The organism is Vibrio sp. 947 (assembly GCF_033339115.1).
Lineage (GTDB): Bacteria > Pseudomonadota > Gammaproteobacteria > Enterobacterales > Vibrionaceae > Vibrio > Vibrio alginolyticus.
Window position 1 is genome coordinate 36,741 of record NZ_JAWOTX010000004.1, and the last position, 26,998, is coordinate 63,738.

The 26,998-nt window shown below is 42.7% G+C and carries 24 protein-coding genes and 1 tRNA gene; 13 read left to right on the forward strand and 12 right to left on the reverse strand.

Going from position 1 to position 26,998, the window contains the following annotated elements:
* Positions 1-100: 100 nt before the first annotated feature.
* Complete coding sequence (locus R7Q39_RS06210; RefSeq protein WP_258509994.1) at positions 101-787, reverse strand: general secretion pathway protein GspB; 687 nt, start codon at positions 785-787, stop codon at positions 101-103.
* Complete coding sequence (locus R7Q39_RS06215) at positions 787-2,403, reverse strand: ExeA family protein (RefSeq protein WP_033906082.1); 1,617 nt, start codon at positions 2,401-2,403, stop codon at positions 787-789. Before R7Q39_RS06215 ends, R7Q39_RS06210 begins: the two co-directional genes overlap by 1 nt.
* A 137-nt stretch (positions 2,404-2,540) precedes the next feature.
* Here R7Q39_RS06215 and R7Q39_RS06220 point away from each other — a divergent pair, with 137 nt between their 5' ends.
* Entirely contained in the window at positions 2,541-3,761 is a 1,221-nt protein-coding gene (locus R7Q39_RS06220; protein ID WP_318075924.1) for a multifunctional CCA addition/repair protein, read from the forward strand.
* Between the two features lie 52 nt (positions 3,762-3,813).
* On the opposite strand, the gene R7Q39_RS06225 is transcribed toward R7Q39_RS06220, so the two are convergent.
* From R7Q39_RS06225 to folB, 3 genes are read right to left on the reverse strand one after another with little or no spacing between them, the layout of a single operon-like run.
* Positions 3,814-4,617 (reverse strand): undecaprenyl-diphosphate phosphatase, encoded by an 804-nt coding sequence (locus R7Q39_RS06225; RefSeq protein ID WP_053304328.1) that lies wholly within the window; start codon positions 4,615-4,617, stop codon positions 3,814-3,816.
* A gap of 14 nt (positions 4,618-4,631) precedes the next feature.
* A complete protein-coding gene (gene folK, locus R7Q39_RS06230) occupies positions 4,632-5,114 on the reverse strand; it encodes a 2-amino-4-hydroxy-6-hydroxymethyldihydropteridine diphosphokinase (protein WP_005387457.1) in 483 nt (160 codons plus the stop codon).
* The gene (gene folB / locus R7Q39_RS06235; RefSeq protein ID WP_005387458.1) at positions 5,111-5,470 is read right to left on the reverse strand and encodes a bifunctional dihydroneopterin aldolase/7,8-dihydroneopterin epimerase; all 360 of its coding nucleotides are present in this window, start codon (positions 5,468-5,470) and stop codon (positions 5,111-5,113) included. Before folB ends, folK begins: the two co-directional genes overlap by 4 nt.
* Positions 5,471-5,720: 250 nt before the next feature.
* Here folB and plsY point away from each other — a divergent pair, with 250 nt between their 5' ends.
* Positions 5,721-6,332 (forward strand): glycerol-3-phosphate 1-O-acyltransferase PlsY, encoded by a 612-nt coding sequence (gene plsY / locus R7Q39_RS06240; RefSeq protein WP_005379857.1) that lies wholly within the window; start codon positions 5,721-5,723, stop codon positions 6,330-6,332.
* Between the two features lie 34 nt (positions 6,333-6,366).
* On the opposite strand, the gene R7Q39_RS06245 is transcribed toward plsY, so the two are convergent.
* Together R7Q39_RS06245 and tsaD are read right to left on the reverse strand one after the other, a co-directional pair.
* Positions 6,367-7,182: an alpha/beta fold hydrolase gene (locus R7Q39_RS06245; protein ID WP_213966846.1), complete on the reverse strand. Its 816-nt coding sequence runs from the start codon at positions 7,180-7,182 to the stop codon at positions 6,367-6,369.
* 176 nt (positions 7,183-7,358) lie between these two features.
* Positions 7,359-8,375, reverse strand: coding sequence for a tRNA (adenosine(37)-N6)-threonylcarbamoyltransferase complex transferase subunit TsaD (gene tsaD, locus R7Q39_RS06250; RefSeq protein ID WP_005379854.1), 1,017 nt, complete (start codon positions 8,373-8,375; stop codon positions 7,359-7,361).
* A gap of 230 nt (positions 8,376-8,605) precedes the next feature.
* Between tsaD and rpsU the strand changes: the two genes are divergently transcribed.
* The 5 genes from rpsU (at position 8,606) to R7Q39_RS06275 (ending at position 13,401) form a co-directional block, all read left to right on the forward strand.
* Positions 8,606-8,821: a 30S ribosomal protein S21 gene (rpsU, locus tag R7Q39_RS06255; RefSeq protein ID WP_001145625.1), complete on the forward strand. Its 216-nt coding sequence runs from the start codon at positions 8,606-8,608 to the stop codon at positions 8,819-8,821.
* 27 nt (positions 8,822-8,848) lie between these two features.
* Entirely contained in the window at positions 8,849-9,292 is a 444-nt protein-coding gene (locus tag R7Q39_RS06260) for a GatB/YqeY domain-containing protein (RefSeq protein ID WP_005379720.1), read from the forward strand.
* 149 nt (positions 9,293-9,441) lie between these two features.
* Positions 9,442-11,208 (forward strand): DNA primase, encoded by a 1,767-nt coding sequence (gene dnaG / locus R7Q39_RS06265; RefSeq protein WP_005379719.1) that lies wholly within the window; start codon positions 9,442-9,444, stop codon positions 11,206-11,208.
* Positions 11,209-11,307: 99 nt separating this feature from the next.
* Positions 11,308-13,170: an RNA polymerase sigma factor RpoD gene (gene rpoD / locus R7Q39_RS06270; RefSeq protein WP_005395986.1), complete on the forward strand. Its 1,863-nt coding sequence runs from the start codon at positions 11,308-11,310 to the stop codon at positions 13,168-13,170.
* Between the two features lie 155 nt (positions 13,171-13,325).
* Positions 13,326-13,401: transfer RNA gene (locus tag R7Q39_RS06275), tRNA-Ile, on the forward strand.
* A gap of 473 nt (positions 13,402-13,874) precedes the next feature.
* On the opposite strand, the gene R7Q39_RS06280 is transcribed toward R7Q39_RS06275, so the two are convergent.
* The gene (locus tag R7Q39_RS06280) at positions 13,875-16,094 is read right to left on the reverse strand and encodes an NERD domain-containing protein (RefSeq protein ID WP_318075925.1); all 2,220 of its coding nucleotides are present in this window, start codon (positions 16,092-16,094) and stop codon (positions 13,875-13,877) included.
* A gap of 263 nt (positions 16,095-16,357) precedes the next feature.
* Positions 16,358-16,813, reverse strand: coding sequence for a hypothetical protein (locus R7Q39_RS06285; protein ID WP_138938385.1), 456 nt, complete (start codon positions 16,811-16,813; stop codon positions 16,358-16,360).
* A gap of 185 nt (positions 16,814-16,998) precedes the next feature.
* On the opposite strand from R7Q39_RS06285, the gene R7Q39_RS06290 reads away from it, so the two are divergent.
* The 4 genes from R7Q39_RS06290 to R7Q39_RS06305 all read left to right on the forward strand — a co-directional run bounded on the left by R7Q39_RS06290 (position 16,999) and on the right by R7Q39_RS06305 (position 20,907).
* Positions 16,999-17,193 (forward strand): helix-turn-helix domain-containing protein, encoded by a 195-nt coding sequence (locus tag R7Q39_RS06290; RefSeq protein ID WP_025505681.1) that lies wholly within the window; start codon positions 16,999-17,001, stop codon positions 17,191-17,193.
* Between the two features lie 45 nt (positions 17,194-17,238).
* A complete protein-coding gene (locus tag R7Q39_RS06295; protein ID WP_318075926.1) occupies positions 17,239-18,189 on the forward strand; it encodes a hypothetical protein in 951 nt (316 codons plus the stop codon).
* A 75-nt stretch (positions 18,190-18,264) separates the two neighbouring features.
* Positions 18,265-19,557, forward strand: a complete 1,293-nt coding sequence (locus R7Q39_RS06300; RefSeq protein ID WP_318075927.1) for a hypothetical protein — start codon at positions 18,265-18,267, stop codon at positions 19,555-19,557.
* Between the two features lie 105 nt (positions 19,558-19,662).
* Positions 19,663-20,907: a flagellin gene (locus R7Q39_RS06305; RefSeq protein ID WP_318075928.1), complete on the forward strand. Its 1,245-nt coding sequence runs from the start codon at positions 19,663-19,665 to the stop codon at positions 20,905-20,907.
* Here R7Q39_RS06305 and R7Q39_RS06310 read toward each other — a convergent pair whose 3' ends face one another.
* Positions 20,908-22,263: an integrase family protein gene (locus R7Q39_RS06310; RefSeq protein ID WP_318075929.1), complete on the reverse strand. Its 1,356-nt coding sequence runs from the start codon at positions 22,261-22,263 to the stop codon at positions 20,908-20,910.
* 542 nt (positions 22,264-22,805) lie between these two features.
* Here R7Q39_RS06310 and R7Q39_RS06315 point away from each other — a divergent pair.
* A complete protein-coding gene (locus tag R7Q39_RS06315) occupies positions 22,806-23,609 on the forward strand; it encodes a MetQ/NlpA family ABC transporter substrate-binding protein (RefSeq protein WP_318075930.1) in 804 nt (267 codons plus the stop codon).
* 95 nt (positions 23,610-23,704) lie between these two features.
* Here R7Q39_RS06315 and R7Q39_RS06320 read toward each other — a convergent pair whose 3' ends face one another.
* Both R7Q39_RS06320 and R7Q39_RS06325 read right to left on the reverse strand, forming a co-directional pair.
* Entirely contained in the window at positions 23,705-23,980 is a 276-nt protein-coding gene (locus R7Q39_RS06320; RefSeq protein WP_005383040.1) for a hypothetical protein, read from the reverse strand.
* 223 nt (positions 23,981-24,203) lie between these two features.
* Positions 24,204-24,923 carry an SIMPL domain-containing protein gene (locus tag R7Q39_RS06325; protein WP_005379714.1) on the reverse strand — a complete coding sequence of 240 codons (720 nt, stop codon included), beginning with the start codon at positions 24,921-24,923 and terminating at the stop codon, positions 24,204-24,206.
* Between the two features lie 233 nt (positions 24,924-25,156).
* Here R7Q39_RS06325 and R7Q39_RS06330 point away from each other — a divergent pair, with 233 nt between their 5' ends.
* Entirely contained in the window at positions 25,157-26,920 is a 1,764-nt protein-coding gene (locus R7Q39_RS06330; RefSeq protein ID WP_065274143.1) for a lysophospholipid acyltransferase family protein, read from the forward strand.
* The last annotated feature ends 78 nt before the right edge of the window (positions 26,921-26,998 follow it).

Sequence of the window (26,998 nt, forward strand, 5' to 3'; positions counted from 1 at the left end):
TGAGTATCTAAAAATCATCACCAGAATAGATGCAAAAGATGCTCTGAAAAATAAAAAGCCAGCGATATGATTTCGCTGGCTTGATGTGTTTCGACAAGAGTTACCCTTTCCACTCATACAACGCTGGTATACGAATTTGCTCACCTTGGAACTCAACAATCACAGCTTGCGGTTGTATTTCTCTTAGAGTGACCTGATCATCAACGACATCCCCTTGATGATACTCAACATTGTTAATTTTCACCCAACGGCGATTTTCATCACTAGCGTACATATGGGTTTGCAAATTAAGCGCAGGTAGACGCCCTTGCCACTGGTGAGCGTTGCGCTCTAAATCGTTCACGCGTGCCGTTTGTGATGACGAATTGTCATCATCTCGGGATAAGGCATTTTCGACCTTCCTAGCTAAATCAGGAGATAATGAGGATAAATCCAGATCATCCAAAGACAACCCGAGGTCCTCTTCAGCAGCAGAAGTCGTTTGGGTTGATGCTGAGTTACGTGTTTCATCTCTGCTTGGTGTATGGCTCGTGTATTCATCGGGGGGGATAAATGTACCAAAATCACGCGATAGCTCTGCACTTGGCCACTCTCTTGGCAATTGGGCTAACTGGGTGTTCTCTGGATAGTCCAATACTTTGAAAGGTGATAGCACTTCGACCTTTTCTATCGGGGACGTTGTATCTACTTCAACACTCGGTGCAAAGAGATCTAAGTACCAAGCGACTCCGATAGCAGAAGCAGTGATTGGCAGCAAGAACAGACCTATATGTTTCACAGCTGACATTATGCGTCCTCCTTCTCGATTCTCGCCAGTTGAGGCGCATCTGGCTGAACATTTTGCTGAAGTCGGTCTAGCGTTCGCTTACCTGCAATACCATCGACACCAATTCCTTGCCAACGTTGAAATAATTCGACTCGCTCTTTCATCGCACCATCAAAAATAGACGTTTCAAGCAGTGGCTCACTCACCGCTTCTGCTAATAATCGGTCTAATACTTCAATCGCGGGGCCTTCCATGTCTAAACGTAATGTTTCATTCAGCGGAGCATGCCACAGTTCGATAATATTGCCCTGCCACAACGGCTTTAGCCACGAAACTGGCAGACGGAGACGCTGCTTACCATTGAGCACTTCAGCTTGATCATTACCGACGGCATATAGAATGACATACCCAACATCACCTTGATAATTCAACTCCAAGATCACAGGGCGATTTTGTTGCATCAACAGCGGCCAAGTCGCCATTTTACGCTCACAACGCATAGTCGACTGCGGTTCTGACAAACAAAGATTATCGCGAACCGATGCTTGATATCCCCACAAACGATACAAATCATTTACAGCGAGGTTCGACTGTTTTTGTGTTAACAATAAATCACGCTGCTCATCCGTTAACTGTTGGCTGACGACGGTTGGTGTTGGCTCTACTCTTGGCTCCGTCACTTGTGTCAACACTGACGTCGCTTGAGCTGGCATATAATTCACGACCGCCCACCCCGTACTTAATGCAGCAATAAGGCCTACCGTGACAGAGCCCCAAGCTGGCCAACGGAAAGTCCGGCGCTCTTTTTTATCTTGCTGATAAATATCTGCCTGAAACTGCATCACCTCTTCACAGGCCTGCTGAACGGTTTGCTTATCCACCACCACATTACCCTGGTGATAACTAATGTTGAGGGATTTGTCACAGATAAGGTTGATGAGCCGCGGTATACCGTGACTGTATTTGGCTATAAGTTTACAAGAAGCACGATTAAACAGTTGCTGGTCGCCACCTGCTGTATGTAGTCGAAATGCGATGTAATCTTCTGTCTCTTTTTCATCCAACGGCAACAGGTGATAACGCCCGGTAATACGCTGGGCAAGTTGGCGTAGTTGTGTTGTTTGTAATAACCGCTGCAATTCAGGCTGCCCGACCAACAACACTTTGAGCAATTTTCTGGTATCGGTTTCCAAGTTGGTCAACAAGCGCAACTGCTCTAGAACGTCGGCAGCAAGGTGTTGAGCCTCATCAATGACCAGCAATGTCTGCCAGCCTGAACGATAATTACGCAGCAAATATTGATGGATAACCTGGTTTAGCTGTTTGAGGTTTGCATCTGGCGGATAGGTGATTTTGAACTCATCGCAAATGGCTTCGAGCAAGTCTCTACTCGAAAACGTGGGATTGAGAATAAGACCCGCTTTGGTGTTATCACCCAAATTCGCCAGCATCGCTTTTGCGACGGTCGTTTTGCCTGTACCTACTTCGCCAGTAAGCATAGCAAAGCCACCGCCATCGCCTAGCCCAGCTTGGAGATGTGTGATTGCCTCTTTGTGACGTTGGCTTAAATACAAATAACGTGAGTTTGGAACAATCGAAAATGGTTGTTCGACAAACCCAAAAAAGTCCTTATACATTAGGCTCTCCAGCTAAAAAACCACCTGGGAATAGTCAGACATGGTATAAACGCTCTTCTTCTATTCTTAGGAGTAAAGAAAAGTACCATTGCTTGCTACAATGTCCAACGGCATATCCATAAATTAAGAGGTAATTCGTGCAAGTTTATTTAGTAGGTGGCGCAGTTCGAGATAAATTGCTCGGAATTGATAGTTATGACAACGACTGGGTGGTCGTAGGCGCGACGCCCGAGATGATGCTGTCCCAAGGATACACCGCCGTTGGTAAAGACTTTCCTGTATTTCTGCATCCCAAAAGTAAAGAAGAATATGCCCTTGCACGAACAGAGAGAAAGTCAGGTTCTGGTTACACTGGTTTTGAATGTTTCTTCGATCAAAACGTCACCTTAGAAGAAGATTTGATACGTCGTGATTTAACCATTAACGCGATGGCAATGGAGAGTGATGGCACGATCCATGACCCATATGGTGGCCAGCAAGATCTCAACGATAAACTGCTACGCCATGTATCAGACGCCTTTATTGAAGACCCTCTACGCGTTTTACGTGTCGCTCGCTTCGCAGCGAAGCTTGCTGCTCTAAACTTTACGGTTGCCGACGAAACCATGCGGTTAATGCGTCACATGGCAGAATCTGGAGAGCTAAGTACACTGACTCCCGAGCGTGTTTGGCAAGAATGGCATAAATCTCTCCCTACTCCTCGCCCTGATATTTTCTTATCGGTTCTACGAGACTGTGGTGCATTAACCGTGGTTTTACCTGAAATTGATGCACTATTTGGCGTACCTCAACCTGAGAAGTGGCATCCAGAAATCGATACTGGCATCCATACTTTGATGGTGGCAGAGCAAGCCGCAAAATTGAGTAACTCACTCCCCGTCAGGTTTGCCGCCCAAGTGCATGACTTGGGTAAAGGCGTGACGCCAGAGAGCGAATGGCCAAGCCACAAAATGCATTGCCATACAGGATTAAAACTGATCAAAAAGCTGTGCGAACGTGTCCGGGTACCAAATGAGTTTCGTGATTTAGCCTTGATGGTGTGCGAACAGCATTCCAATATTCATCGCGCGGCTGAACTTAAACCACAAACCATAATTAAAATACTCAATAAGCTCGATGTGTGGCGTAAGCCCGAACGTCTGCAAGATATCTTGCTTTGCTGCCAAGCGGATCACACTGGTCGTAAAGGACTGGAAACGCAACCATATCCACAGGCGGATATTTTTAGGCAAGCCTACCAAGCAGCAGCGGCAGTTGACGTTCAAACCATAATCAAAGAGGGCTTTAAAGGCCCTGCGATTCGTGACGAGCAAGAAAAACGACGTATTGAAGCAGTGAAAGCAGCGCTTAAGAAGTAACGAACAAACAAAAACGCCCGCGGATTTCGCGGGCGTTTTTCGTTAGCATCAATTATGCACTTAATAGAAAAGCGAACAAACCGACGCCCAAAATCAGACGGTAAATCACAAACGGTGTCATGCCCATGCGTGAAATCATCTTCAAGAAGAAATGGATACAGATGTACGCACTGATAAACGATGTGATAATGCCAGTCATTAAGAAACCAACATGGACAGGTTCACCACTGGTCACTAACTTCATACCTAAGTAGCTACCAGCTAGTGTAATGATTGGGATCGACATTAAAAATGAAAAGCGGGCAGCCGCTTCTCGAGTAAAGCCAAGGTAAAGCGCTGCTGTAATGGTCGCCCCTGAACGTGAAGTTCCAGGAATCATCGCTAAGGCTTGGGCAATACCGATAAATACAGCTTTCTTCCAACCCGTTTGGTATTCATCGGCAACGAGTTCAGCGTTTTTGTCTACCCACCATAGCAACAAGCCAAATACGATCGTGGTAGTCGCGATGACGTAAGCGCTACGTAGATACACTTCAATGATGTCTTTCATCAATAGGCCGAACACACAAGCTGGAATCGTCGCAATCACGATCATCCAAGCCAATTTAGCTTCTTTACTGCGATCTCCTTTAAAGATCGAAGCAAATAACGCTTGAAACAAAGTGATTACTTCATGACGAAAATAGATCACGACAGCCATTAATGTACCGACGTGAACAGCAACATCAAAGGCTAGACCTTGGTCTTCCCATCCTAAAATAGCGGAAGGCAGGATCAAATGGGCAGAGCTTGAGATAGGCAAAAACTCTGTCAGCCCCTGAATCAGAGCCAAAATAAAGGCTTCAAAATAACTCATGTAAACAACTCAAATTAAAAATGAAAGGAAACGGGTTTGAGCGAATCGACTGGCTGCATAGCATGCCAAATGTCTGCGACTGTGCGTCCATCGCCTGGGATCACTAATTGCGGTTCGAGATCATACAGCGGCTTTGTGACAAAAGGATATTTGTAGATATCACTGCGAGGTAGCTCAGGTTTTTTCTTGGAGACGCGCTCACCGAACAACACTATATCGAGATCCAGTGTTCGATCCTGATACTTTTGCGCGTTTTCTTCGCGTCCCCACTTAAATTCAATCTCGCGTAGTTGATGGCTCAACTCTTCTAATGACAACTCGGTACGCATTGCAACGACAAAGTTGTAGAAATTCTTGCTGCTAAAACCAATAGGTTCGCATTCATATATCGGTGATACGAGGAGATTTTCTCCAAGCCGTTGCAGCTCCTGATACGCAGCAAGCACATGTTGCTCTCTTTCTACGTTCGTCCCAACACCGATATAAGTGGTGATCATGCTCGGCCTCGCTCAATCACCACACCAACAGCACGTGCTTGCGGCACGGCGCCAGGCTTCGCTAGGCGGATTTTCACCCAAGGCACAGAGAAACGCTGCATGATAAGCTCTGCTACTTCTTCAGCCACGCGCTCGACCAGTAAGAAACGACCATTTTCAATGTGGTTAAGTACCGCCTCACTCACCTGCGAATAATCCAGTGCATCTTGCACATCATCACTTTTGCCCGCAGGTTTATTATCGTGTGCCATTTCAATATCTAGAACCAACTTTTGTTTGATTTGTTGCTCCCAGTCGTACACGCCAATTGTGGTGATTACTTCTAACTGTTCAATAAAAACTTTATCCAGAGCCATCTTATGTCCTTCTATTACAGAGGTCGGATACCCGTGAGGGGTAATTTGATCGTAGTATTCTATACCTAAGTAACATTTACTTTGGTCATCACAATGTTACTTAGGTATAAACTGCGAAAGCATCTTTATATACAAGAAATCACATAATGCAAGCTCTATCACAGTGAGGATTTCTGCATTATGTAAATTCGGGGTATGATAGCAACTACGCGGGAACCGAGCATTAAATTCCAATCCATCAAGGACTTCTATGGACGCACTGGCACTGATAATGACAATGGCCGCCTATTTATTAGGTTCGGTTTCCAGTGCGGTTTTGATCTGTCGACTCTTAAAACTGCCAGACCCACGCAGTGTGGGATCTAACAATCCTGGAGCAACGAACGTATTGCGTATTGGCGGACGAGGAGCCGCTGTTTCAGTCTTGTTGTGCGATATGCTCAAAGGCACTATCCCCGTGTGGGGCGGATACTTTCTTGGTATCGACCCTATCATTCTTGGCGTCATCGCCATTGCTGCCTGTCTTGGCCACATGTATCCCATCTTTTTCCACTTTAAAGGCGGAAAAGGTGTCGCAACCGCGCTTGGCGCTATCGCTCCGATTGGTTTGGACTTAACAGGATTGGTAATGTTAACTTGGCTGTCAGTAGCCGCGCTATTCCGCTATTCATCCTTAGCGGCTCTCGTCACGGTTTTGGTCACTCCGTTTTATACTTGGATGTTTAAACCGCAATACACGTTACCTGTTGCTATGCTGTGCTGCTTAATCGTATTTAAGCATCATCAAAATATTCGTCGGCTTTTGTCTGGCGACGAGCCAAAAATCGGCGAGAAAAAACTGACACAAAAAAACTCGGCTTAATGCCGAGTTTTTCGTTTAAAGAAGGATGTATTGGTTATGCATGAACTCGATTCAGGAAGTTCAACAACATCTGGTTGACGAACTCAGGTTGCTCTAAACAACTGATATGTCCAGCTTGGGGAATCTCCACCAACTCACTGTCTGTGATACAGTCTTTCATTAAATAAGATTCAAAAACTGGACGGGGTTTATCTTCACAGCCCACTGCAATTAACGTCGGCAGAGCAAATTTTTCCGAATCCTCAATCACATCCCGGCGACCAAACACCATGCGCCCTATGCGAGCTACTTCCACCGCACGCTCACCGTTCAGCTCTTCTAAACTGCGTTTGAATGAAGCGACAAGTTTAGGGTTATCCTGATTGACGTTGTTGGCAAAGAACAGCGGCACAACGGCTTCAATAATTGGCGCAGGCACTGCTTGGACTTGGCTGATGGTATCAAGCATTGCAAAATACTTTTTATACGTAACTTCTGGCTCCCAGCCAATGAAGGTATCCATCAATACCAGTGACTTAACACGTTGCGGCGCTTGAGCCGTTAGCTCTGCTCCCCACATGCCGCCAACAGATAAGCCCACTATCGAGAACTCTTCGATATCTAAATGATCCATCAATGCCAACATATGTTGTGCATAGTCGGCCAATGACTGTGTCGATGCAGGTGCAGCGTCCGATTCACCATGTGCCCAAAGATCTGGCACAATACAACGGAATGACTGGCTTAAAACCTCAACTTGCGGCGCCCACATTTGGCTATCCCAAAGGTAACTATGACCAAATAGAAGCACAGGGCCCTCACCTTTATCTAGATAAGCAAGTTGCTGACCTTCAATTTCAAACTTATTCATTGTTATATCCATTTCTTATTCTTCCACGTCATCCTAGCACTGAAACAATAGCGAACTGCTCGCATCAGTCAGAATGTAAAACGAGGCGGTTCATTGAATAATTAAAAATAAAGGCCTCTGAGGAGCAGAGACCTTTATTACACAGAACCGGTTTCAAACCTACCGCATAAATTTGATTAAGCGACAGGTGTTAGTTGATCAATTGGCCAACGTGGACGAGCCTCTACTGACATATCAGCCACTTCGCCATTCTTCAAGCGCTGCATGCCTGCGTAAGCAATCATCGCACCGTTATCTGTACAGAACTCAGTACGTGGGTAGTAAACTTCGCCGCCAACTTTCTTCGCTAACTTCTCTAACTCAGCTCGCAAACGACGGTTAGCACTCACACCACCAGCAATAACAATGCGTTTCATGCCTGTTTGCTCAAGCGCGCGCTTACATTTAATAGCCAACGTAGCACACACAGCCTCTTCAAATGCCAATGCGATGTCCGCGCGGGTTTGCTCGTCATCACCGTTTGCAGCAATCGTGTTAGCCGTAAAGGTTTTTAGACCAGAGAAACTCATGTCCAAACCTGGCACATTCGTCATTGGGCGCGGGAACTTAAAGCGACCCGGTGTACCTTTTTCCGCCAGTTTAGATAATAGTGGACCGCCTGGGTAATCCAAACCCATTAGCTTCGCTGTTTTATCAAACGCTTCGCCCGCCGCATCATCAATCGACTCACCTAGAATTTTGTACTCACCGATGCCTCTCACTTCCACCATCATAGAGTGGCCGCCCGATACTAATACCGCCACAAACGGGAACGGTGGAGGGTTATCTTCCAACATTGGGGCCAATAGGTGACCTTCCATATGATGAACAGGTACCGCTGGCACTCCCCAAGCATAAGCAATACTGCGACCGATAGTCGCACCCACTAATAGCGCCCCAACAAGACCAGGCCCCGCGGTATACGCGACACCATCGATGTCTTTTGAAGTTAAGTTCGCTTCTTTTAGTGCCTCTTTAATAAGAGGAATGGTTTTCTTTACGTGGTCACGTGAAGCCAACTCAGGCACCACACCGCCGTAATCTGCGTGCAGTTTTACTTGGCTGTATAGCTTGTGTGACAAGAGACCGTTTTCATCGTCATAAATTGCGATGCCAGTCTCGTCACAAGAGGTTTCAATACCAATAATGCGCATGGTTTTCTCAGTATGCTTTCTGTATAGAGGAAATTTGGGCGTCATATTACCTCGCCTTGGTGCTGCAAACAAATTTTGTACAGACAATAATCGACAAAAGGCTTTACAAAGTAGTTGTGATCGGATTAAAATTCCGCACCATTTTTGATCAAGCTGGTAAGAGACCTAACAATTGTGATTTGGTCTGTTGAATACCAGCGTTAACGAATAACCCCTGAGGTGAAAGGCATATGCCAGTAGTTAAAGTACGTGAAAACGAACCGTTCGACGTTGCTCTACGTCGTTTTAAGCGCTCTTGCGAAAAAGCAGGTATCCTTTCTGAAGTGCGTCGTCGTGAGCACTACGAAAAACCAACTACAGTTCGCAAACGCGCTAAAGCAGCAGCTCAAAAGCGTCACGCTAAGAAGCTAGCTCGCGAAAACGCTCGTCGCGTTCGCCTGTACTAATAACTGAGCTCCAAAAGGAATTTAGTTATGGCTCTGATTGATCAACTCAAAGAAGAGCAAAAATTAGCGATGAAAGCCAAGGACAAATTGCGCCTTGGTACTATTCGTTTAGCCCTATCAGCAATCAAGCAACGTGAAGTTGACGAACAGATTACTCTGAACGATGACGACATTCTTGCAGTATTGACCAAGATGGTTAAACAACGTCGCGACTCTGTAGCGCAGTTTGAAGCAGCGGGTCGTCAAGATCTTGCTGATGCGGAACAAGCAGAAATTACCGTTCTTGAGGACTTTATGCCTCAACCACTGACAGACGAAGAAGTAGCGGCTCTCATCGAGAACGCGATTGCTGAATCTGGCGCAGCTGGCATGCAAGACATGGGCAAAGTAATGGGCGTTCTGAAACCGCAAATTCAAGGGCGTGCAGATATGGGTAAAGTAAGCGGTTTAGTTCGCGCTAAATTGGCTTAAGGTACCCCACCCAATTGCAGCAAGCCGTGCTATCCTTTGGAGCGCACGGCTTGTTTGTATCTGGATGGATGGAATGAAATCAATGGGCAATACGCTCATTCTTTTAAGGCATTCACTCCACTCATCATCTTCTTTTTTTGTTAGGTTTTATGGCTGGACACATCCCTCGCAGTTTTATCGATGACCTTCTAGCTCGACTTGATATTGTCGATATCATCGACGCACGTGTGAAACTTAAGAAAAAAGGCAAAAACTACGGCGCATGCTGCCCTTTCCACAACGAAAAGACACCCTCATTCAGTGTCAGTCAAGAAAAGCAGTTCTACCATTGTTTTGGTTGTGGCGCGCATGGAAATGCCATCGATTTTTTGATGGAGTTCGACCGACTAGAATTCGTCGAAGCCATTGAAGAACTCGCTTCATACTTGGGTTTAGATGTTCCTCGCGAACAACGTAGCGGCGGTAATGGTTCGTTTCAATCAGGCCCACAAGCAAGCAGCAGTGAAAAACGTAACCTATACGACTTAATGGGCAGCATTGCTCAATTTTATCGTAACCAACTCAAACAGCCAGCAAGTAAGGTGGCGATTGAGTATCTAAAAGATCGCGGCCTGTCTGGTGAAATCGTCCAGAAGTTTGGCATCGGCTATGTGGCTGATGAATGGGATTTAGTTCGTAAGAACTTTGGCCAGAATAAAGAAAACCAAGACATGCTCGTCACTGGCGGCATGTTGATTGAAAACGATAAAGGCAACCGCTACGACCGATTCCGTGGTCGAGTGATGTTTCCTATTCGAGACAGACGCGGCCGAGTAATAGGCTTTGGTGGTCGAGTATTAGGTGATGGGACACCAAAATATCTCAACTCACCCGAAACCCCGATATTTCATAAAGGTAAAGAGTTGTATGGCCTTTATGAAGTACTACAAGCGTACCGTGAGCCACCACAAATTTTAGTGGTTGAAGGCTATATGGATGTTGTCGCGCTTGCTCAATATGGCGTAGATTATTCCGTTGCCTCATTGGGAACCTCGACAACGGGCGATCACTTGCAAGTGTTATTCAGGCAAACAAGCACCGTCGTGTGTTGTTATGACGGTGACCGCGCAGGCCGTGAAGCAGCGTGGCGTGCCATGGAAAATGCATTGCCTTACCTAACGGATGGTCGCCAGTTAAAATTCATGTTTTTGCCGGATGGAGAAGATCCCGACTCTTATATCCGACAAAACGGAAAACAAGCATTTGAGCAGCAAGTGTCTAATGCGATGCCCTTGTCTGAATTCATGTTCAGCTCATTGACTCAGCAGGTCGATATGAGCACGAAAGAAGGCATGGCAAAACTGAGTACTCTTGCGGTTCCTCTCATTGATAAAGTCCCTGGCGGCACTTTAAGACTATACTTGAGAGAATTGCTTGGCCGCCGTTTGGGTTTGGTTGATGAACGCCAACTACAGCAGCTAATTTCAAAACAAGGTAAAGAGGATAAAAGGCCTCAACCTCATAAAGAAATCAAGCGAACGCCGATGCGAGAAGTGATCGCGTTACTGATTCAAAACCCACAATACGTAAGTATGGTGCCAGATCTAACCAGCGTTAGAGATTTGCCCATTCCTGGTCTAAGTTTATTTGTTGATGTACTTGATAAATGCCAAGCGCATCCCCATATCAACACAGGCCAATTATTAGAGCATTGGCGAAACAGCCAAAATGAGACCCTTCTGTCTCGTCTCGCGAGTTGGGACATTCCACTCGATGAGGACAACCAAGAAGAAATCTTTTTAGACTCACTGGATAAAATTATTGCCCAGTGCGTAGAAAAACAAATTGAAAACCTGCAGGCCAAAGCAAGAAGTGTCGGTTTATCAGCCGAAGAGAAAAGGGAGCTGCTAGCACTTATGCTAGATTTAAAAGCGTAACCCTGTTTAATTAGTCAGCAACGATTTAATTTGTTATAGTAAGTGGTTTGCATTTCGCATACTGATTCCTTCACCAGATTACGAAGTTGGATACCGTCTATGGATCACAATCCGCAGTCACAGCTAAAGTCACTTGTTATTAAAGGCAAGGAACAAGGCTATCTGACCTACGCCGAAGTAAATGACCACCTACCTGCTGAAATCGTAGATTCAGAACAGGTAGAAGACATCATTCAGATGATCAACGACATGGGCATTAAGGTAGTAGAAACTGCTCCTGATGCTGATGATTTAGCACTGAACGATGACACAAATATTACCGATGAAGATGCAGCCGAAGCTGCAGCCGCTGCACTTTCTAGCGTAGAGAGTGAGATTGGTCGTACAACAGACCCAGTACGTATGTACATGCGTGAGATGGGTACTGTCGAACTTCTAACTCGCGAAGGCGAAATCGACATCGCAAAACGTATTGAAGAAGGTATTAACCAAGTTCAATCGTCTGTTGCTGAATACCCAGGCACAATTCCGTACATTCTTGAGCAATTTGACAAAGTTCAAGCTGAAGAACTACGTCTTACAGACCTAATTTCAGGTTTTGTAGATCCAGATGCTGACGACACCGCTGCACCAACGGCAACACACATCGGTTCTGAACTGACTGAATCTCAGTTAGAAGAAGAAGACGATGAAGACGTTGATGACGACGAAGATAGCGATGACGATTCAGATGATTCTGAAGAAGATGTAGGTATCGATCCAGAATTAGCGCTAGAGAAATTCAACCAACTACGCAGCACCTATCAAAATCTTCAATTAGCAATCAACGAGTACGGCTATAACAGCCCGAAAGCAACCGTTGCTAATGAAATGATGCTAGACGTATTCCGCGAGTTTCGTCTAACGCCTAAACAGTTTGATCACCTAGTGAATGAACTGCGTACTGCTATGGATCGCGTTCGTACACAAGAGCGTCTGATCATGAAGTCAGTGGTTGAATACGGCAAAATGCCGAAGAAATCATTCATCGCGCTGTTCACTGGTAATGAATCAAGTGAAGCTTGGCTGGATGAAGTTCTTGCTTCAGACAAGCCATACGCTGAAAAGATCAAACGTAACGAAGAAGAAATCCGTCGTTCAATCGCTAAGCTAAAAATGATTGAAGAAGAGACTTCTCTAAACGTACAGAACATTAAAGACATCAGCCGTCGTATGTCTATCGGTGAAGCAAAAGCTCGCCGTGCGAAGAAAGAGATGGTTGAAGCGAACTTGCGTCTTGTAATTTCTATCGCGAAGAAATACACCAACCGTGGCCTACAGTTCTTGGATCTGATCCAGGAAGGTAACATCGGTCTGATGAAAGCGGTAGATAAGTTCGAATATCGTCGTGGTTACAAGTTCTCGACTTACGCAACGTGGTGGATCCGTCAGGCAATCACTCGTTCAATCGCGGACCAAGCACGTACGATTCGTATTCCGGTACACATGATCGAAACGATCAACAAGCTAAACCGTATCTCTCGTCAAATGTTGCAAGAGATGGGTCGCGAGCCACTACCGGAAGAACTGGCAGAGCGCATGCAAATGCCAGAAGACAAGATTCGTAAAGTTCTAAAAATCGCTAAAGAGCCTATCTCAATGGAGACACCAATCGGTGACGACGAAGATTCGCATCTAGGTGATTTTATCGAAGATACAACGCTAGAACTTCCGCTAGATTCTGCAACTGCAACTAGCCTTAAGGTGGCAACAAAAGACGTGCTTGCAGGTCTAACGCCACGTGAAGCGAAAGTACTTCGTATGCGTTTTGGTATTGACATGAACACTGACCATACTCTAGAAGAAGTTGGTAAGCAGTTCGACGTTACTCGTGAGCGTATCCGTCAGATCGAAGCAAAAGCACTACGTAAACTTCGTCACCCAAGCCGCTCAGAGACTCTGCGCAGCTTCCTAGACGAATAATCGCAGCGCATACAAGCTTTTAGAAATCAAAAAAGGTGACTTTAGGTCACCTTTTTTATTATCTACTGTTCTAAGTGGATAAAAACTAAGCGCAATTGCCCTAGTTGGTATCTAGACACCTTGCAACGCTTCCCCTATAATCGTTGTCCTATTAAGGCCCCTTAGCTCAGTGGTTAGAGCAGTCGACTCATAATCGATTGGTCCCCAGTTCAAGTCTGGGAGGGGCCACCATATATAGAAAGGCCTGAGAGCATTTATTTGTTCTCAGGCCTTTTGCTTTTCAGTCGCTGTGCTACACATGTGCTACTTTTTCCAAAGTTTGTGAACTTTCTCACGAAGCTATATTAGCAATGTTAGGATCTAATTTTTGGTCTCAAGAGCTAAACAAACGCCCAATGATGCGTATTTCGGTGATTGCGAACGCTTGTTTCCGCTGTGCGTTCGGATTAAACCGAAATAGGTGTTAGGAATGCTCCGAAATACGCACAATGAAACTCAAAGCCAATTCAATACATAGAAATCGCCGCTGATACCATTCATGGCATTCAACTAAGTTGTAGTAACTCATACTCGATTTTACATCTCTGCTTGGTTAGTCACCACTAGAGCGTACAAATCATCCTGCCAAGATCGTAACTTACAATTGGACAAAAGTGTGTTACAGGTGAACCGTAAATTGATAGCCTAGAAATTATCTAGGTTTCTCAGGACTTACCACAATTAAAATGGCCTGCACTTTCCCAGACTCTAGAATGCTCTATAACTTCTAGAAATTCTTTGCCACTAAACCCATTTTCGTACAATGAGTGCGCTTCGGAAACAAGGTTCACCTGTTCACCTGACGCTAGTGATGACGAGAATTTTTGTTCTTGGTTACATAAGAAGTGAGCATTGTCGGCTAATGCAATAAGAAGCTCTTCTATTGTTACCTTCATAAAGCCTGAAAAATACTCATGGTCAAATTCAATGGACGTATCTGCAATCAACCCAACTACGTTGGGAGTATCGGTAGTTAACTTTAAAGTTTTCCTAAGCTGATCATCTACTTGAATCTCCCTTACTATTGCATCAACTTTCTTCCTCACTTGAATACCTGCTTTGCGTAAAGTTTTATCTCGATGATAAAAGATTTCAGACTTAGTCGTTCTGCAATACGTAGATTTAACTTCGATAACAATCACGATGTTATCTATTGCACAAATTAAATCTATTTCCCCAGCGTCTGATCCCCCACAGCTTTTAGCGGTAAAGTTTTTTAACACTGAGAACCCTCTGAGCTTGAATTCATCACCCAACTGGTTTTCGATTCTTGTTGTCTCATCCTTCAATGAGCTACGTTGGTTTGCAAATCGGCGTAGATTATTTACAGCATTAACTGAACTTATTTGAGCAGACATTAGCCAAGGGAGTTGAACACAATAACTACCGATTTTAAAGATAGGTTTTTCGGTTAGTTGTTGAAGTTCATTGGTCGGTGAGGCTTTCAAAAGCGCACTGCGTTTTTTCAAATCAAGGCACCAGAAATCTAAAATTGCTTTAGCTGCATTGATATTGCCATTAGGGAAATCATCCGATGCCGTCCAGCCGACAATATTATTGATCTTATCTTTCCAAAGCGACCATGTGATTGGGAATCGATTTTGTCCTGTCGCTAGTCCTTGTATGGTAACTAATCCAATGGCTTTCTTCCAATCACCTACCTCTGCATACTCTCGATCAAATGCTTCGATATACTCCTTTAAATAAAAAGATATCATTAGCTCTTGAGCTAATAGAGCCTGGAGCAGATTGACGTTGAATCCTGAACTAGTGGTCACGGATGATGTAAATCCATACACCTTCTGAAGTTCGAGTGAATTTGCTATTGCTTTGACGTAAGCAAGTTGGTTACTTTCATGGTTCTCACTTGTTCCAATTTGTTTGGATGCCATACCAGAACTTATGAACTCATTTACTGCTAAGTTAAACCAATAACCCCTAAGCATTTTTTGTCGATTTTCATTCCGATCCCATGTATCGTCTAAACCACTATCTAGATGCGTCAATGTTAAACGTTCATTTTTGACCGAAAAAAGAAGCGAATCATCAAAACAGAATGGATAAACACTCTGAGATATAAACTCATCGAGTTCCACTTGAGCTTGCACTAATTGGCTGAATATCTCTAAAAAAGCCTCTGCTCTAGAATTATCTTCATTTGAAGGAAAAATTAGAGGAGCATGATATTTCTTTAAAGACTGTGAAATTTTAATATCGTTTAAGGTAAAACTTTCATTTGATACATGTCTCAGCTTCCATTGCATTAACTCTGTTAGCGCTCTTAACTGTGAATCTGCACTTATGAGCCCACCGTCAAACGAAACAGCCTGTTCCTTTAAGTGTTTAAATGAGTAAGCAGCAGATAATGACATCAACTCAAACAAAGTTAAAGGCTGTAACGGTTCGCTGAATTCCTTTACTAAATTTAGCCTGTCTTTATGTGCTGATTGGAATGCTTCGCATGTAGTGATGAGTTCTATTAGTTCATGTGGGTTTTGATTGGCTAGTGTTCTAATCTCGTTCCACTTTGCATGCTCTTTCTTTAAAACCAATTGAGAACGACGAATTGCAGTGCGAATAGTCACTGGAGACTCTGCGTAAATCTTAGTCATTAAGTTGAAATTTTTGGCGATATCCTGTGCGAAGTAGCGTGTTAACGCGAGTATGAAAATATCAGTTTTATATGTTGATAGTGGAATTTCAAAAACAAACTTTGAGTTCCAAAAGGATTCATCTCGGTTTGGCTGGGGTTTCGTTTTCCTTTTCTTTGAAGGATTTCTGTAAAGATATGCTTCGATCACAAGCTTGAATGGACAATAACTATGCTCTCTCTCCTTTAAATCTAAGAAAAGTTTATCAAAGTAATTAAGTTCATAATCTAACATCAAGAATTCCATTCACTATATAGTGTTATGCCATTTCACTAACCTAAACCATTGCACAATAAAGAGGAATCGGTATGCCCCGTGATCCCCTAGACATACTTATGGTATAAGCAGTAATAGGAAAATACTACCAGTCCTCGTTGCTATCTGAGTTGGCTCAAACACGTTTTGGGGCAGAGCTGATTTAGGGCTACCTGTCAGATATGCTCACATCGAGTAAACGAAACTGATAGATTACGTTCAGACTAATTCAGCTAAGTGTTTCATGGGTTAACTTTATCTATAGCTGAAAAAGCTCTATGCATCCTTACAGAGCGCTGTTCCTCTTCAAGTTCACTGCTTTTTTCTTTATCTAAACGTGAATCTTCAGACCTTCTCTCTCTTGCTTTTGTCTTCTTCGCTTGACTCCTTCTTGCTTGTTTGCTGATTGCTCCCCAAAACCTATCGAAAAAATCTTGATTTTTTGGGTGTGATAGACAGTAAGCTAAGCCATACATCTCATGAATTCTGTCTTCCCCTCTTGAATTCTCAAAATCCTTTATTCTCCTACGTAACTCTCGGATCAACTCACGGTCATTAGCATGTATAACTCGGGTACGCTTTAAATAACGTTCTAGTTTTTTAATCACAGCAAGCGTTAAGTCCTTTCTTCTCGCATCCCGAAAGATAAACCGTCGCCCATCACAGTCTTTACAAAGCTCATCTTCTAAAAAATTCAAGCTCATGTTTTATAAGAAAAAAATTAAAGATGTCCGCATTTTATTTTTTTAAGTCATAGTTTGCTAGTTTTTTGTTATTTAAGAGTACTGAATGAGAAGTTAGATGAGGTTTAGCTCTAAAATCCTCAATCACCCACTGCTGTATTCTTACTCCCAATGATTAAGCACTCATTAGGAGAGTACCAATGAACACAGAACACTACCCTCAAGTGTTTTATACAACCTCGGAAACCGCTCGTTTACTGCGTCTAAAGCCACAAACGCTCGCTAAATGGCGTTGCAACAGAAGTTGTCCAGAACTTAGTTGGATCAAAATTGGAGCCAAAGTTCTCTACTCAGAAGAATCGATACAGAGATTTATAGAAATGAGTAAGCACTAGCACAAACAGCGACGGCCACTAACCAAAACAAAAGGAACTCAAACTATGACTACTAAACCACTTCACCAACATAAGACGCTTGGTTACCTCTCGATCCTAAACGATCAAGTTGCCAGCAGAGCTATCGACAAACGTTCACCATTAATCGTCCGAAAGCTGAGCTTTACCTGTCCTGTATCTGAAAAAAATCATGAGCGCTTAAATCGAAGATTAAGAGCGTTAACACTCAAAAATTCTCGTTTCACACAAGAAAAAAGCAGTGATTGCAATTACCGAAACTGTATTAGCTACCAAACAACTAACAATTCTTTGCTTCAAATACTATGGGAACCAAGAAACTCATCGATCAACTTTGTTAAGTGTGAACTCGATACGAATGAACTATCTGACCAGTGCTACAACGAGCTAAATAAGGCATTGAGTCAGCTATTCCCAACTAAATTCATCGATAACGTTATACGAAAGAAGTCTCGAATCAACAAAGTTGCAGTAGAACTTAAACTTAAAAACATCGCCATAGAAAACATCGTATTAGCATTAAATCGATGTAAAAGTTTTGCTCATGTAGTTGGTGGCTCAGAATGTCACTCGTACCAAATTATTGGTAGCGAAAAATGTGATTATATCGAAATAACTAGAAACTTAGATAAAAAAAGAAATAGTAAATCAATTGGATTTGATACTGACATCATATTTCTTCTTCAACCTAAAAAATTAAAAGTAAACATAGAGAATATAAAAGATATAAAAATAAAACTTGATTCTTTCTTTATACTAGAAGATAGCATCAAAGACTATATACCAACATCCTACTTATACATGATAAACAGCATTGGATTAAAGTCAGCTTTAGAACAACTCTCCGACGACGAGTACTTTGTTATGATGGACGCAATTGAAAAGAACAAATATAATATAGACGCTCAACAGATAAACGAATGGTTAGCTGATACATTTGAAGATTTAAATTCAATGCTATCTAATCATAACAAATAACACCCTTATAATTATCACTGTCCAATAAATAAAATACAATAGTATTAATATAGTACGTATATAAGGATGTACGTAATGAATAACAGCATCTGTAATAAAAATAGTTTAATTGATAATAGTCACTGGAGTAACAGTTTTAGTGATAAGAATAAAGGTATTATAACCAGAGTATTGAATCATAGACTTAGAAAACTAATTGATACGAATACCTACTCATACATTAAAGATATCAATCGTTCTAGTGGTATTCTAAGTAAGAGAGCGCTATTAATGTATCAAAGCAGGCTGATCAGAGGAATGTTGAGCAAACCAGAGCAGTATCTATCTCTAGACTGCGACAAACTGGTATTTACGATGAATTGCAGTGACTGTGACATACAACACCTAACAAGCCACCTAACTTCGAACATCCCTTTATACTTAAATAGTATCCTAACTGTCAAAAAACACGCTATCGGCAAGGTAAATGGGGACTGTAAAAAAGAGAATTCATGCGGAAGAACAAAAAATAGGCCAATATATAATCACGCATACAAAATGACTATAGAAGGTAGAAATAAAAGTCACCTCATTATTTATATTGCCGACGGAGAAAGTTCAAAAAACCATAAGAAAAGTATTCGTATATGCTATAACCCAAACAATCTTACTGACTTTGAGCATCATGTTACTTTTGGATATTTAAAGAGCACTTTAACTAATAGACGTTATACACAACTGATGAGAAAGGCAAGAATCACCCGTATTGATATAGGTTTTAATATGGTTGGAGTTATATTTCCATTAGTTATTGCCCTCCCAAAGAAAGGAACAATAAAAATAACGGATGAATACCCAAGAGGAGACTGTATCAAAGAAACACTATATTTAGGTTCCAAATTCAAGTCATGCCATACTATTGTTTATGACAAGATTATAAAAGAAATTAAGTTTGATGAGAGTTCAATTAGAGATAAAAACCTTGCACTAAGTTATTTAAACTCTTCTCTTTTAACAACGAGAGTAGAGAGACGTCATTTACCATATAGGATGAAAAGAATATTGCTACTTACTGAAATGAACAACATAAACCTCAGCTTGCAAGATATAACCTTTATTGATCCAAGTATTTTGATTAACGTGCCAAGGGAAGTTATATCAAAGCTCATCACCAACAAAACTTATAGCAGAACGCAAGATTTCCACTCGTACTTCAGCGAGAAAGACCTTGAGGCAAGTCTACTATCACTCGATAAGCAATGGTTAGATGTACAAAGCAGTCAGCTCCTCTGTCACTACCAACAGCTGATTTTAAAAGCAAAGAAACCAAAAGCTAAAGAAGCTCAACAATACTACGCTCAGCGCCAATCAGAGCAACTGAGTGTCTGAATCCAATTTTAGTGCAAAAAATCTAAACTAATTGTATATCCGGCCGATATTGAACATAACACATAGCCACTAATTGAAATAGCTTCGATATCTTAATGGAACTGGATGATGACAAGCATCTCAAGCATTAACACTAACGCACCAGCGATGCAGTACCAAAGCCAACTGAACCGCTCTATAGATAAGCAAAACACGTCTATGGAGCGTCTTTCGTCTGGGTTAAAGATCAATTCCGCTAAAGATGATGCTGCTGGTCTTCAAATCTCTAATCGATTGTTATCTCAAAGTCGTGGTATGGATGTAGCAATCCGAAATGCTAATGATGGCATTTCAATGCTTCAAACGGCTGAAGGTGCTTTAGGGGAATATACAGAGAATCTCATGCACATGCGTGATCTCACTCTAAGGTACGCTAATGGATCTTTAGATTCAGCAGATCGCTCAGCTGTTCAACAGGAGTTTAACGCTTTAAAAGATGAACTAAACAGAATCGCAGAAACATCTAGTTTTGGTGGGCAACGTTTACTAAATGGAGAAAACTCTAGACGATCTTACCAAATTGGAGCTGACTCAGGCGAGTCAATATCTGTTTTATTACCTAATTTAAGCAGTTTGCGAGAAAAGAAACGACCTGAAGATGTGCCAGAAGTAGTCGATTTTGTCGAGGTCAAAAATGACTGGGTAGCTAAGGATGGAGATCATTTCATAATTAGAAACTCCGGGAATCCAGATAAACCACCTCTGGGAGTAATTAACTTGGAAGCTGGCTCTACACTTTATGATCTAGCTGACGAAATTAATGATAGATTTGGTGACGAAATGGGAGTTTTTGTAGACGATGAGTTCAAATCATACGTTAATAAGTACAATAACATACAACCATCTGGCGTTCGTTTAGTGTATTTCACGAGAGACTATATACGTTACGGTTCTAAACCACCTGCCCAGAATTTTTACTTTCCCAAATATTCAGGAGCAGGTAATGATCCTCTTACCCATAGAATTGGAGGAAGCGCCAATAGGACACAGGAGATGATGTACTATAAAGAGCTTCCGAGTTTGGAGTCAACGGATCATCGTCATGTTCTTGAGCAAATTGATGTACTCTTACAGCACACCGATTCAGAAAGAGCTAGACTAGGTGCAACGCAAAATCGGCTCTCTCATGCCATAAATAATTTATCTCAATCTTCAGAAAATGTTGCTGCGAGCAATCGTCAGATCAGAGACACCGATTTTGCCAAAGAAACGACAGAGCTAACCAAACAGTCGATATTAAGAGAAGCGAACACGTCAATACTAGCTCAAGCAGGTAACGCACCTAGGAGCGCTCTTAATTTACTCAGTTAGCTATAATGAATCCATTAGCAGTTTCATCAACTTCTTTTTCTCCTCATTACCTAAGTCTCCAATAAATTCAGAAAAGCCAGCGCCAGACGAGCTCTTTTGAGGTAAGACCTTAGACCTAACTTCCGACTTCTCAAGTATGTAATCCTCAATTCGTTGAGATGGAGAACGAAGCTCTTCTGGCGTAAGAATTGTGTACCCTTCTGTTACATCATCTCTTTTCGACTTATGGTTGAGTAGACGTTTTATCGTGTATGTACCAAGGCTTAAGCTCTCTGCCACCGTAGTGTATGTTCTTCTCAAATCATGCAAAGTGAATTCAAAGCTAAGCTCATCATTAATGGCACTTAGTACTTTTCTTGGATCAACAATGCGTCCCTGAGAATTGTCCACATTGAATACAAAGCCTCGCTCATCTTTTAGGTTAAGTCTTCTGCTTAATAGCTCACACAAGTAATGACTGATCGGCAACTCAAGCGGCACTCCATTTTTAGTCTTACTGACATAGAAAGACTTAGCATCTAAATCTATGGACTTCCACTCTAAAGTAAGGAGCTCATTCCTTCTTAAGCCAGTTAGCGCGGCCATTTCGACTAAATCACATACAGTCGAACCAAACTGATTTTTCTCCAGAATATACCTTTCTCGCTTGGAATGGAGTACTTCGAAGAACTCCTTTAATTGATGTGAGCGAATATAAGTTCTTCTTCTCTCTACGTTATGCCACGCTCTTTGATGGCTAAGAATTTTGACAGGGTTTTCAGCAAAAATGATCTGATTATTAAAACCGCGATATTCATATTTTGCGTAATTGAACAGAGCTCTTAATAGCCTCATGCAAAGATCAGCTTGCGCATGGCTGCCACTTCTCATCCCTTCGATACGACCAGCAGAGATGTCCGCATGTAGTTTTTTAACTGCCTCTTCAGTTAACGCCATCAGTGGCTTTTTCAAGTAAGTAGAAAAATAACACTTCAGCGCCTGCTCATATCCTTTCAGAGTGTTACTGGACAAAGATTTTGACAACCGATAATCATCAAACACCTTTTGCAATGAAACGTGATGGTTCTTTTCTACTCGCATTCGCTCATTAGGATTAATTCCCATGGCTAACTCGTTAAGAGCTTCACGAGCTTTTGTTCGCGCTTGATCTATGGTCAAGCTAGGAAACTGACCAAGACTCACGTTGGAAGGGGATTTTGCACCTTTCGCACGCTTATACACACGAAAAGACTTCGTACCAGAAGGAGAGACTTCGAGAACAAGACCATCAACAGCTGTATCATGATAACGTGTTCTTTTATTTGTAGGCTTCAGAGCCGTTAGCTCTTTAACAGTAAATCGAAGTGAGTTTTTCATAATGCTTCGGTTGCTCTACGGCAATCCTTCCATATCAAGAGAACGTACTTCGATTATATATTACCCAGTTGCATGGAGGTAGGCCCGTGCTACGAGTGTGCTACGGACCGAATCAATGCCAAGCCAAATCAATCAATGTGAATCAACAGGAAAAATAACAATAACACACTGTTATATAATAAATTATTCTATACTATCAATTTAAAGGCATTTTCATCAAAACTACTAACCTAAAACTCATAATCGATTGGTCCGCAGTTCAAGTCTGCGAGGGGCCACCATATTTCGAAAGGCGTAGCAGGTTAATACCTACTACGCCTTTTTTGTATCTTATATCTTTGGGTACAGTTTCGGTTGCGGTAACTCGTCACTAACCTCGTAATAGCTTTTCTTCTTCCCCTCTTCTTTAACTATTATCTGGCTTTCTATACGAGCAATAGAAACAAAATGTCTGCTCGTGATTTAAACCATTGACCCTCAGACAACTTCTGATAGTATGGACATATAAACGTATGGACGTCTAAAGCAAAAATGGAGCTACAATGAAAAGTATTGGTCACTTAAAGAAACTAGCTTTGATTCTCACGGCAGTAGTCGGCTTAAGCGCTTGTGGAGAAAAAGATGACTCTGTCATTAAAGTGGGCGCGACAGTTGGACCACATGCACAAGTAGTCGAGTCGGTAGCGAAGGAGGCAGCGAAGCAAGGTTTGAATGTCGAAGTCATTGAGTTTTCTGACTACGTGACACCTAATGCCGCTCTTAGCGATGGTAGCATCGATATTAATAGCTATCAGCACCAGCCATTTTTAGACAACTTCAACAGTAGCCATAACGCCCAATTAGTATCAATTGGTCAGTCCATTCTTATGCGTATGGGGCTTTATTCCAATAAGTATCGCTCACTGCAAGAGCTTCCAAACAATGCACGTATAGCGCTTCCAAATGACCCTACCAACGGTGGTCGTGGTCTGTTGCTACTCGCCGATGCAGGTTTAATTGAGCTGAAACAGGGTGTTGGCCATAAAGCCGCCCTAACTGATATCACAAAAAACGCAAAATCATTTGAATTTGTCGAGGTAGATGCCGCTCAGCTACCCAGAACATTAGATGATGTGGACGCGGCTGCGATTACAATGAACTACGTAATGTCTTCTGGTTTAGATCCTAAGAAACAAAGTATCTATCTTGAAGCAAAAGACGCCCCATTAGCAGTCATGGTCATCGCCACTCGTGACGCAGACAAAAATAATGAAGCGTATAAAAAATTCGTTTCTATTTATCAATCTCAAGCGATTCGTGATTATCTCGATCGCACTTTCAAAGGCACAATCGAAGCAGCTTTTTAATCAATAAAGCAGCGAATACTTTGCCCCACGAATCAGATAGAAAAGAGGCTAATGTTTTCTCATAGCCTCTTCTTTTCATTACTCACTAAATCGACTCATTGTCGACTTTCAGCCTCTAACTTCATTGCCAAATAAGCTTGGTCAGCAGAAACCAATTCAGGACGGTTAATCAACTTCCAGAGGAAGTATGGTGGGATTAAAAATACGATGAAGTAGAGAGATTCATGGAAGAAAACATCGGCTATCGTTTGCTGATGCTCCCAAAGTGCCGTCAGTGCGAAGAGCTCTAACATCACGCCTAATACGCCAAAGACGACAGAGACAACAATCGCTAAACCCAGTAGTTCTCTAATAAAGTGCTTGTATGCCATGATACTAATTCCTTCTAGCAATAAGTCATACTAACTTACGCTCATAAGAAAGAAGCCAGCTTGACTATCATCAAACTCCCCTCATCACAGTTAAGAACTTAGTTTTATAAAAAAGTACTTGTATATAGCGTCATCGAAGACTGATTTCCCTATCACAGAGCATAGATACCTCTACAAATAGAAGGTGATGGAACGACCAACTATTGACTATATGAGCGCAACTTTAATCAGATAAGTAATATTGAACCGTCGATACCACTCGTACTTTCTTAATGTAAGGCGTGTTGCTGTCTCGGTCATAAATCGAGAACTGCCCTTGAGTTGCACGTTTGATCTTACCCAGTGAACTCTGTGAGTCTTTCGCAAATTTCTCAGCCACTTCACGCGCATTCTTAGTCGCTTCTTCGATCATGTCTGGCTTCACATCATTCAGCTTAGTAAAGCTGTACTCAACACGATTTGCATAAGGATCTTGGTTAAGCAAAACGCCTTGCTTTCCTAGCTCACCTATTTCATTGATTGCCGCTCGAACAACATCAACACTCTGGCTATAAACCGTAACGGTTCGCGAGGCCAAATAACGATACTCAATGTCTTGCTCGCTCCCATATTGCTGTGCTTTTCTGTCAATGACCGCTGGGGAAGAAAGGGAAACGCTGGTTTCAGGAAGCCCTTTGGCACTTAGAAAGTCCAAAATCAAACGGGTTTGCTGGTCAATTTCATCAAACATGGCCCCCATATCATTACTCGCTAGAGTAAATTGAATCGGCCAAATCACCGTATCAGCAGGATACTCACGCTCCGACAAACCTTTTACTGTCACGACTCTTTCATAGGCTCGGTATTTCACCGCCGTCTGCTGCATAAAATAGCCAAGGATGCCAAGACCAAGTATCAAACTTAGCCCAATCCAAAGTGCTGCTTTATTGGAAACTCGTTCCATTATTTCCCCCTGATAAATATCAACTTAGCTTAATCTTTGTTCTAGATAAGATAGCCTATCTATTGTTTTAAGAGGGAGACATAACGCGAGTTTTGATTCATAGCACAGTGATATACCGTTTTCTTTAGTCAATAAAGCTTCATTGGTTTGTCACCAAAGGCTCATGCTTTTGCCTCTTAACTGTCATCTGTAATTTCTACTATCCAATCAGCAACTTGTACGCTGAGGTAAATATGGATAGTTCAACCCCTTTTCGTCTCCCTCGTAAAACGCCGTTTGGCATTGGTGAAAACGTTGCTGAATGGGCAACCGGTTTAAACCAACTTGATAAGTTCTACGCCCAACGCCCCGTTAATGCCGATACCAAAACTTTTCTCCGCTTCACGCTAGATATCTTAGGTATCGATTATCGCATTGCTCATGGTTCACTCGACTCAGTGCCTAAACAAGGTGCTACCGTCATTGTGGCGAACCACCCGCTTGGTTGTGTGGAAGGCGTCATCTTGGCCGAACTCTTGTTGATGGTACGAGACGATATCCAAATTCTAGCCAATCAATACCTGAAAACCGTACCAGAGTTAGATCAGCTCTTCATTGGTGTCGATGTGTTTGAAGGCAAAGACGCCGTCAAATCAAATATGAAGGCCCTCAGAGCGGCTAATAAACACCTCGCAAGTGGCGGCTTATTGCTTGTCTTTCCTGCCGGTGAGGTTTCCCAGTTAGTCGATGCCAAACAGCAACGCTTGGAAGACAAAGCGTGGAGTCGAAGCGTAAGTAGCCTGATCCGCAAAAACAAAGCAACGACAGTTCCAGTATTCATCAGTGGTCAGAACTCGAAACGCTTCTATATGGCAGGGAAAATCCATCCACTTTTGCGTACCCTAATGCTCGGGCGGGAGCTACTGAACAAACATGCACAAACCATCAACTTGTCTTTTGGCCAAGCGATTAAATTCAAAGAGCTCAACACACTTAACGATGATCAAGTGGTGAACTATTTGCGGCTCAACACTTACTTGCTCAATCGTGAAACCCAATCAGTTAAGCCTTCTTCTTCATCAGAACTGCTCTCTCCAATAGCGGCAGGGTTACCCGTAGGCGAATTGCTTGAAGAGCTGAACAACTTACCAAAAGAGTCCAAGCTGCTAACAAGTGGTGAGTTCGATGTTTACTGCACGGAGTCGCAGAGTATCCCTTCCCTACTGCATGAAATTGGTCGCCTACGTGAGCTCAATTTCCGACAAGTTGGCGAAGGGACTGGACTAGCAATAGACATTGACCATTTCGATCATGATTACCTGCATCTGTTTGTGTGGGACAGAGAGAACCAATGCTTGGTGGGCGCGTATCGTTTAGGTCTGGTTGATCAACTGATTGAAAAGCGCGGCGTAGCAGGTCTGTATTCACGAACGTTGTTTAACTATGACCAACGCTTTATCGACCAAATGGGTAAATCCATTGAGATGGGGCGCTCTGTGATTGCACATCAATATCAAAAGAGCATGAGCGCGCTACTGCTACTGTGGAAAGGCATCGCAACGTTCGTTCATCAAAACCCAGATTACACTCACCTATTTGGTCCGGTAAGCATTAGCAACGATTATAGCGATACTGCACGTCAATTACTGGCTCAATCAATGACACTGCACCACTACGACAACAATTGCGCAGAGTACGTCACACCTTCTAACCCACTTCCTGAGCACCACCGTGACTGGAACACCAGCATGCTCACTGCTCTGGGTGATTTACAGCTATTGTCACGTGTCATTGCCAGAATCGATGAAGGGAAAGGAGTGCCCGTTTTGCTGCGTCAGTACTTAAGCCTCAATGGCAAGCTGGTATGCTTCAACGTCGACCCTGCATTCAATAACGCTCTCGATGGATTGATTATGGTGGATTTGCGCGATGTTCAAGAAAAGACGTTGGCAAGGTATATGGGACGCGAGCAAGCTCATGACTACCTCGTCTATCATACTAATAGCAACGATGATTAAGAACAGTGATTAAGTAGAGAGTTGGGAATCACAAGAAGAACCGTGTGGCGACTCTCTTTATTTACCCTTTCATCAACT

Excerpts from the sequence above, each read along its gene's own strand:
- R7Q39_RS06295 (WP_318075926.1), top strand. The coding sequence starts at position 17,239 with ATGACTACTAAACCACTTCACCAACATAAGACGCTTGGTTACCTCTCG.
- tsaD (WP_005379854.1), bottom strand. The coding sequence starts at position 8,375 with ATGCGCATTATTGGTATTGAAACCTCTTGTGACGAGACTGGCATCGCA.
- folB (WP_005387458.1), bottom strand. The coding sequence starts at position 5,470 with ATGGCTCTGGATAAAGTTTTTATTGAACAGTTAGAAGTAATCACCACA.
- R7Q39_RS06215 (WP_033906082.1), bottom strand. The coding sequence starts at position 2,403 with ATGTATAAGGACTTTTTTGGGTTTGTCGAACAACCATTTTCGATTGTT.
- R7Q39_RS06280 (WP_318075925.1), bottom strand. The coding sequence starts at position 16,094 with ATGTTAGATTATGAACTTAATTACTTTGATAAACTTTTCTTAGATTTA.
- R7Q39_RS06330 (WP_065274143.1), top strand. The coding sequence starts at position 25,157 with ATGGATAGTTCAACCCCTTTTCGTCTCCCTCGTAAAACGCCGTTTGGC.
- R7Q39_RS06225 (WP_053304328.1), bottom strand. The coding sequence starts at position 4,617 with ATGAGTTATTTTGAAGCCTTTATTTTGGCTCTGATTCAGGGGCTGACA.
- R7Q39_RS06310 (WP_318075929.1), bottom strand. The coding sequence starts at position 22,263 with ATGAAAAACTCACTTCGATTTACTGTTAAAGAGCTAACGGCTCTGAAG.
- R7Q39_RS06315 (WP_318075930.1), top strand. The coding sequence starts at position 22,806 with ATGAAAAGTATTGGTCACTTAAAGAAACTAGCTTTGATTCTCACGGCA.
- R7Q39_RS06325 (WP_005379714.1), bottom strand. The coding sequence starts at position 24,923 with ATGGAACGAGTTTCCAATAAAGCAGCACTTTGGATTGGGCTAAGTTTG.
- folK (WP_005387457.1), bottom strand. The coding sequence starts at position 5,114 with ATGATCACCACTTATATCGGTGTTGGGACGAACGTAGAAAGAGAGCAA.
- dnaG (WP_005379719.1), top strand. The coding sequence starts at position 9,442 with ATGGCTGGACACATCCCTCGCAGTTTTATCGATGACCTTCTAGCTCGA.
- R7Q39_RS06210 (WP_258509994.1), bottom strand. The coding sequence starts at position 787 with ATGTCAGCTGTGAAACATATAGGTCTGTTCTTGCTGCCAATCACTGCT.
- R7Q39_RS06245 (WP_213966846.1), bottom strand. The coding sequence starts at position 7,182 with ATGAATAAGTTTGAAATTGAAGGTCAGCAACTTGCTTATCTAGATAAA.
- R7Q39_RS06290 (WP_025505681.1), top strand. The coding sequence starts at position 16,999 with ATGAACACAGAACACTACCCTCAAGTGTTTTATACAACCTCGGAAACC.
- rpoD (WP_005395986.1), top strand. The coding sequence starts at position 11,308 with ATGGATCACAATCCGCAGTCACAGCTAAAGTCACTTGTTATTAAAGGC.
- R7Q39_RS06305 (WP_318075928.1), top strand. The coding sequence starts at position 19,663 with ATGATGACAAGCATCTCAAGCATTAACACTAACGCACCAGCGATGCAG.
- plsY (WP_005379857.1), top strand. The coding sequence starts at position 5,721 with ATGGACGCACTGGCACTGATAATGACAATGGCCGCCTATTTATTAGGT.
- R7Q39_RS06260 (WP_005379720.1), top strand. The coding sequence starts at position 8,849 with ATGGCTCTGATTGATCAACTCAAAGAAGAGCAAAAATTAGCGATGAAA.
- R7Q39_RS06300 (WP_318075927.1), top strand. The coding sequence starts at position 18,265 with ATGAATAACAGCATCTGTAATAAAAATAGTTTAATTGATAATAGTCAC.
- rpsU (WP_001145625.1), top strand. The coding sequence starts at position 8,606 with ATGCCAGTAGTTAAAGTACGTGAAAACGAACCGTTCGACGTTGCTCTA.
- R7Q39_RS06320 (WP_005383040.1), bottom strand. The coding sequence starts at position 23,980 with ATGGCATACAAGCACTTTATTAGAGAACTACTGGGTTTAGCGATTGTT.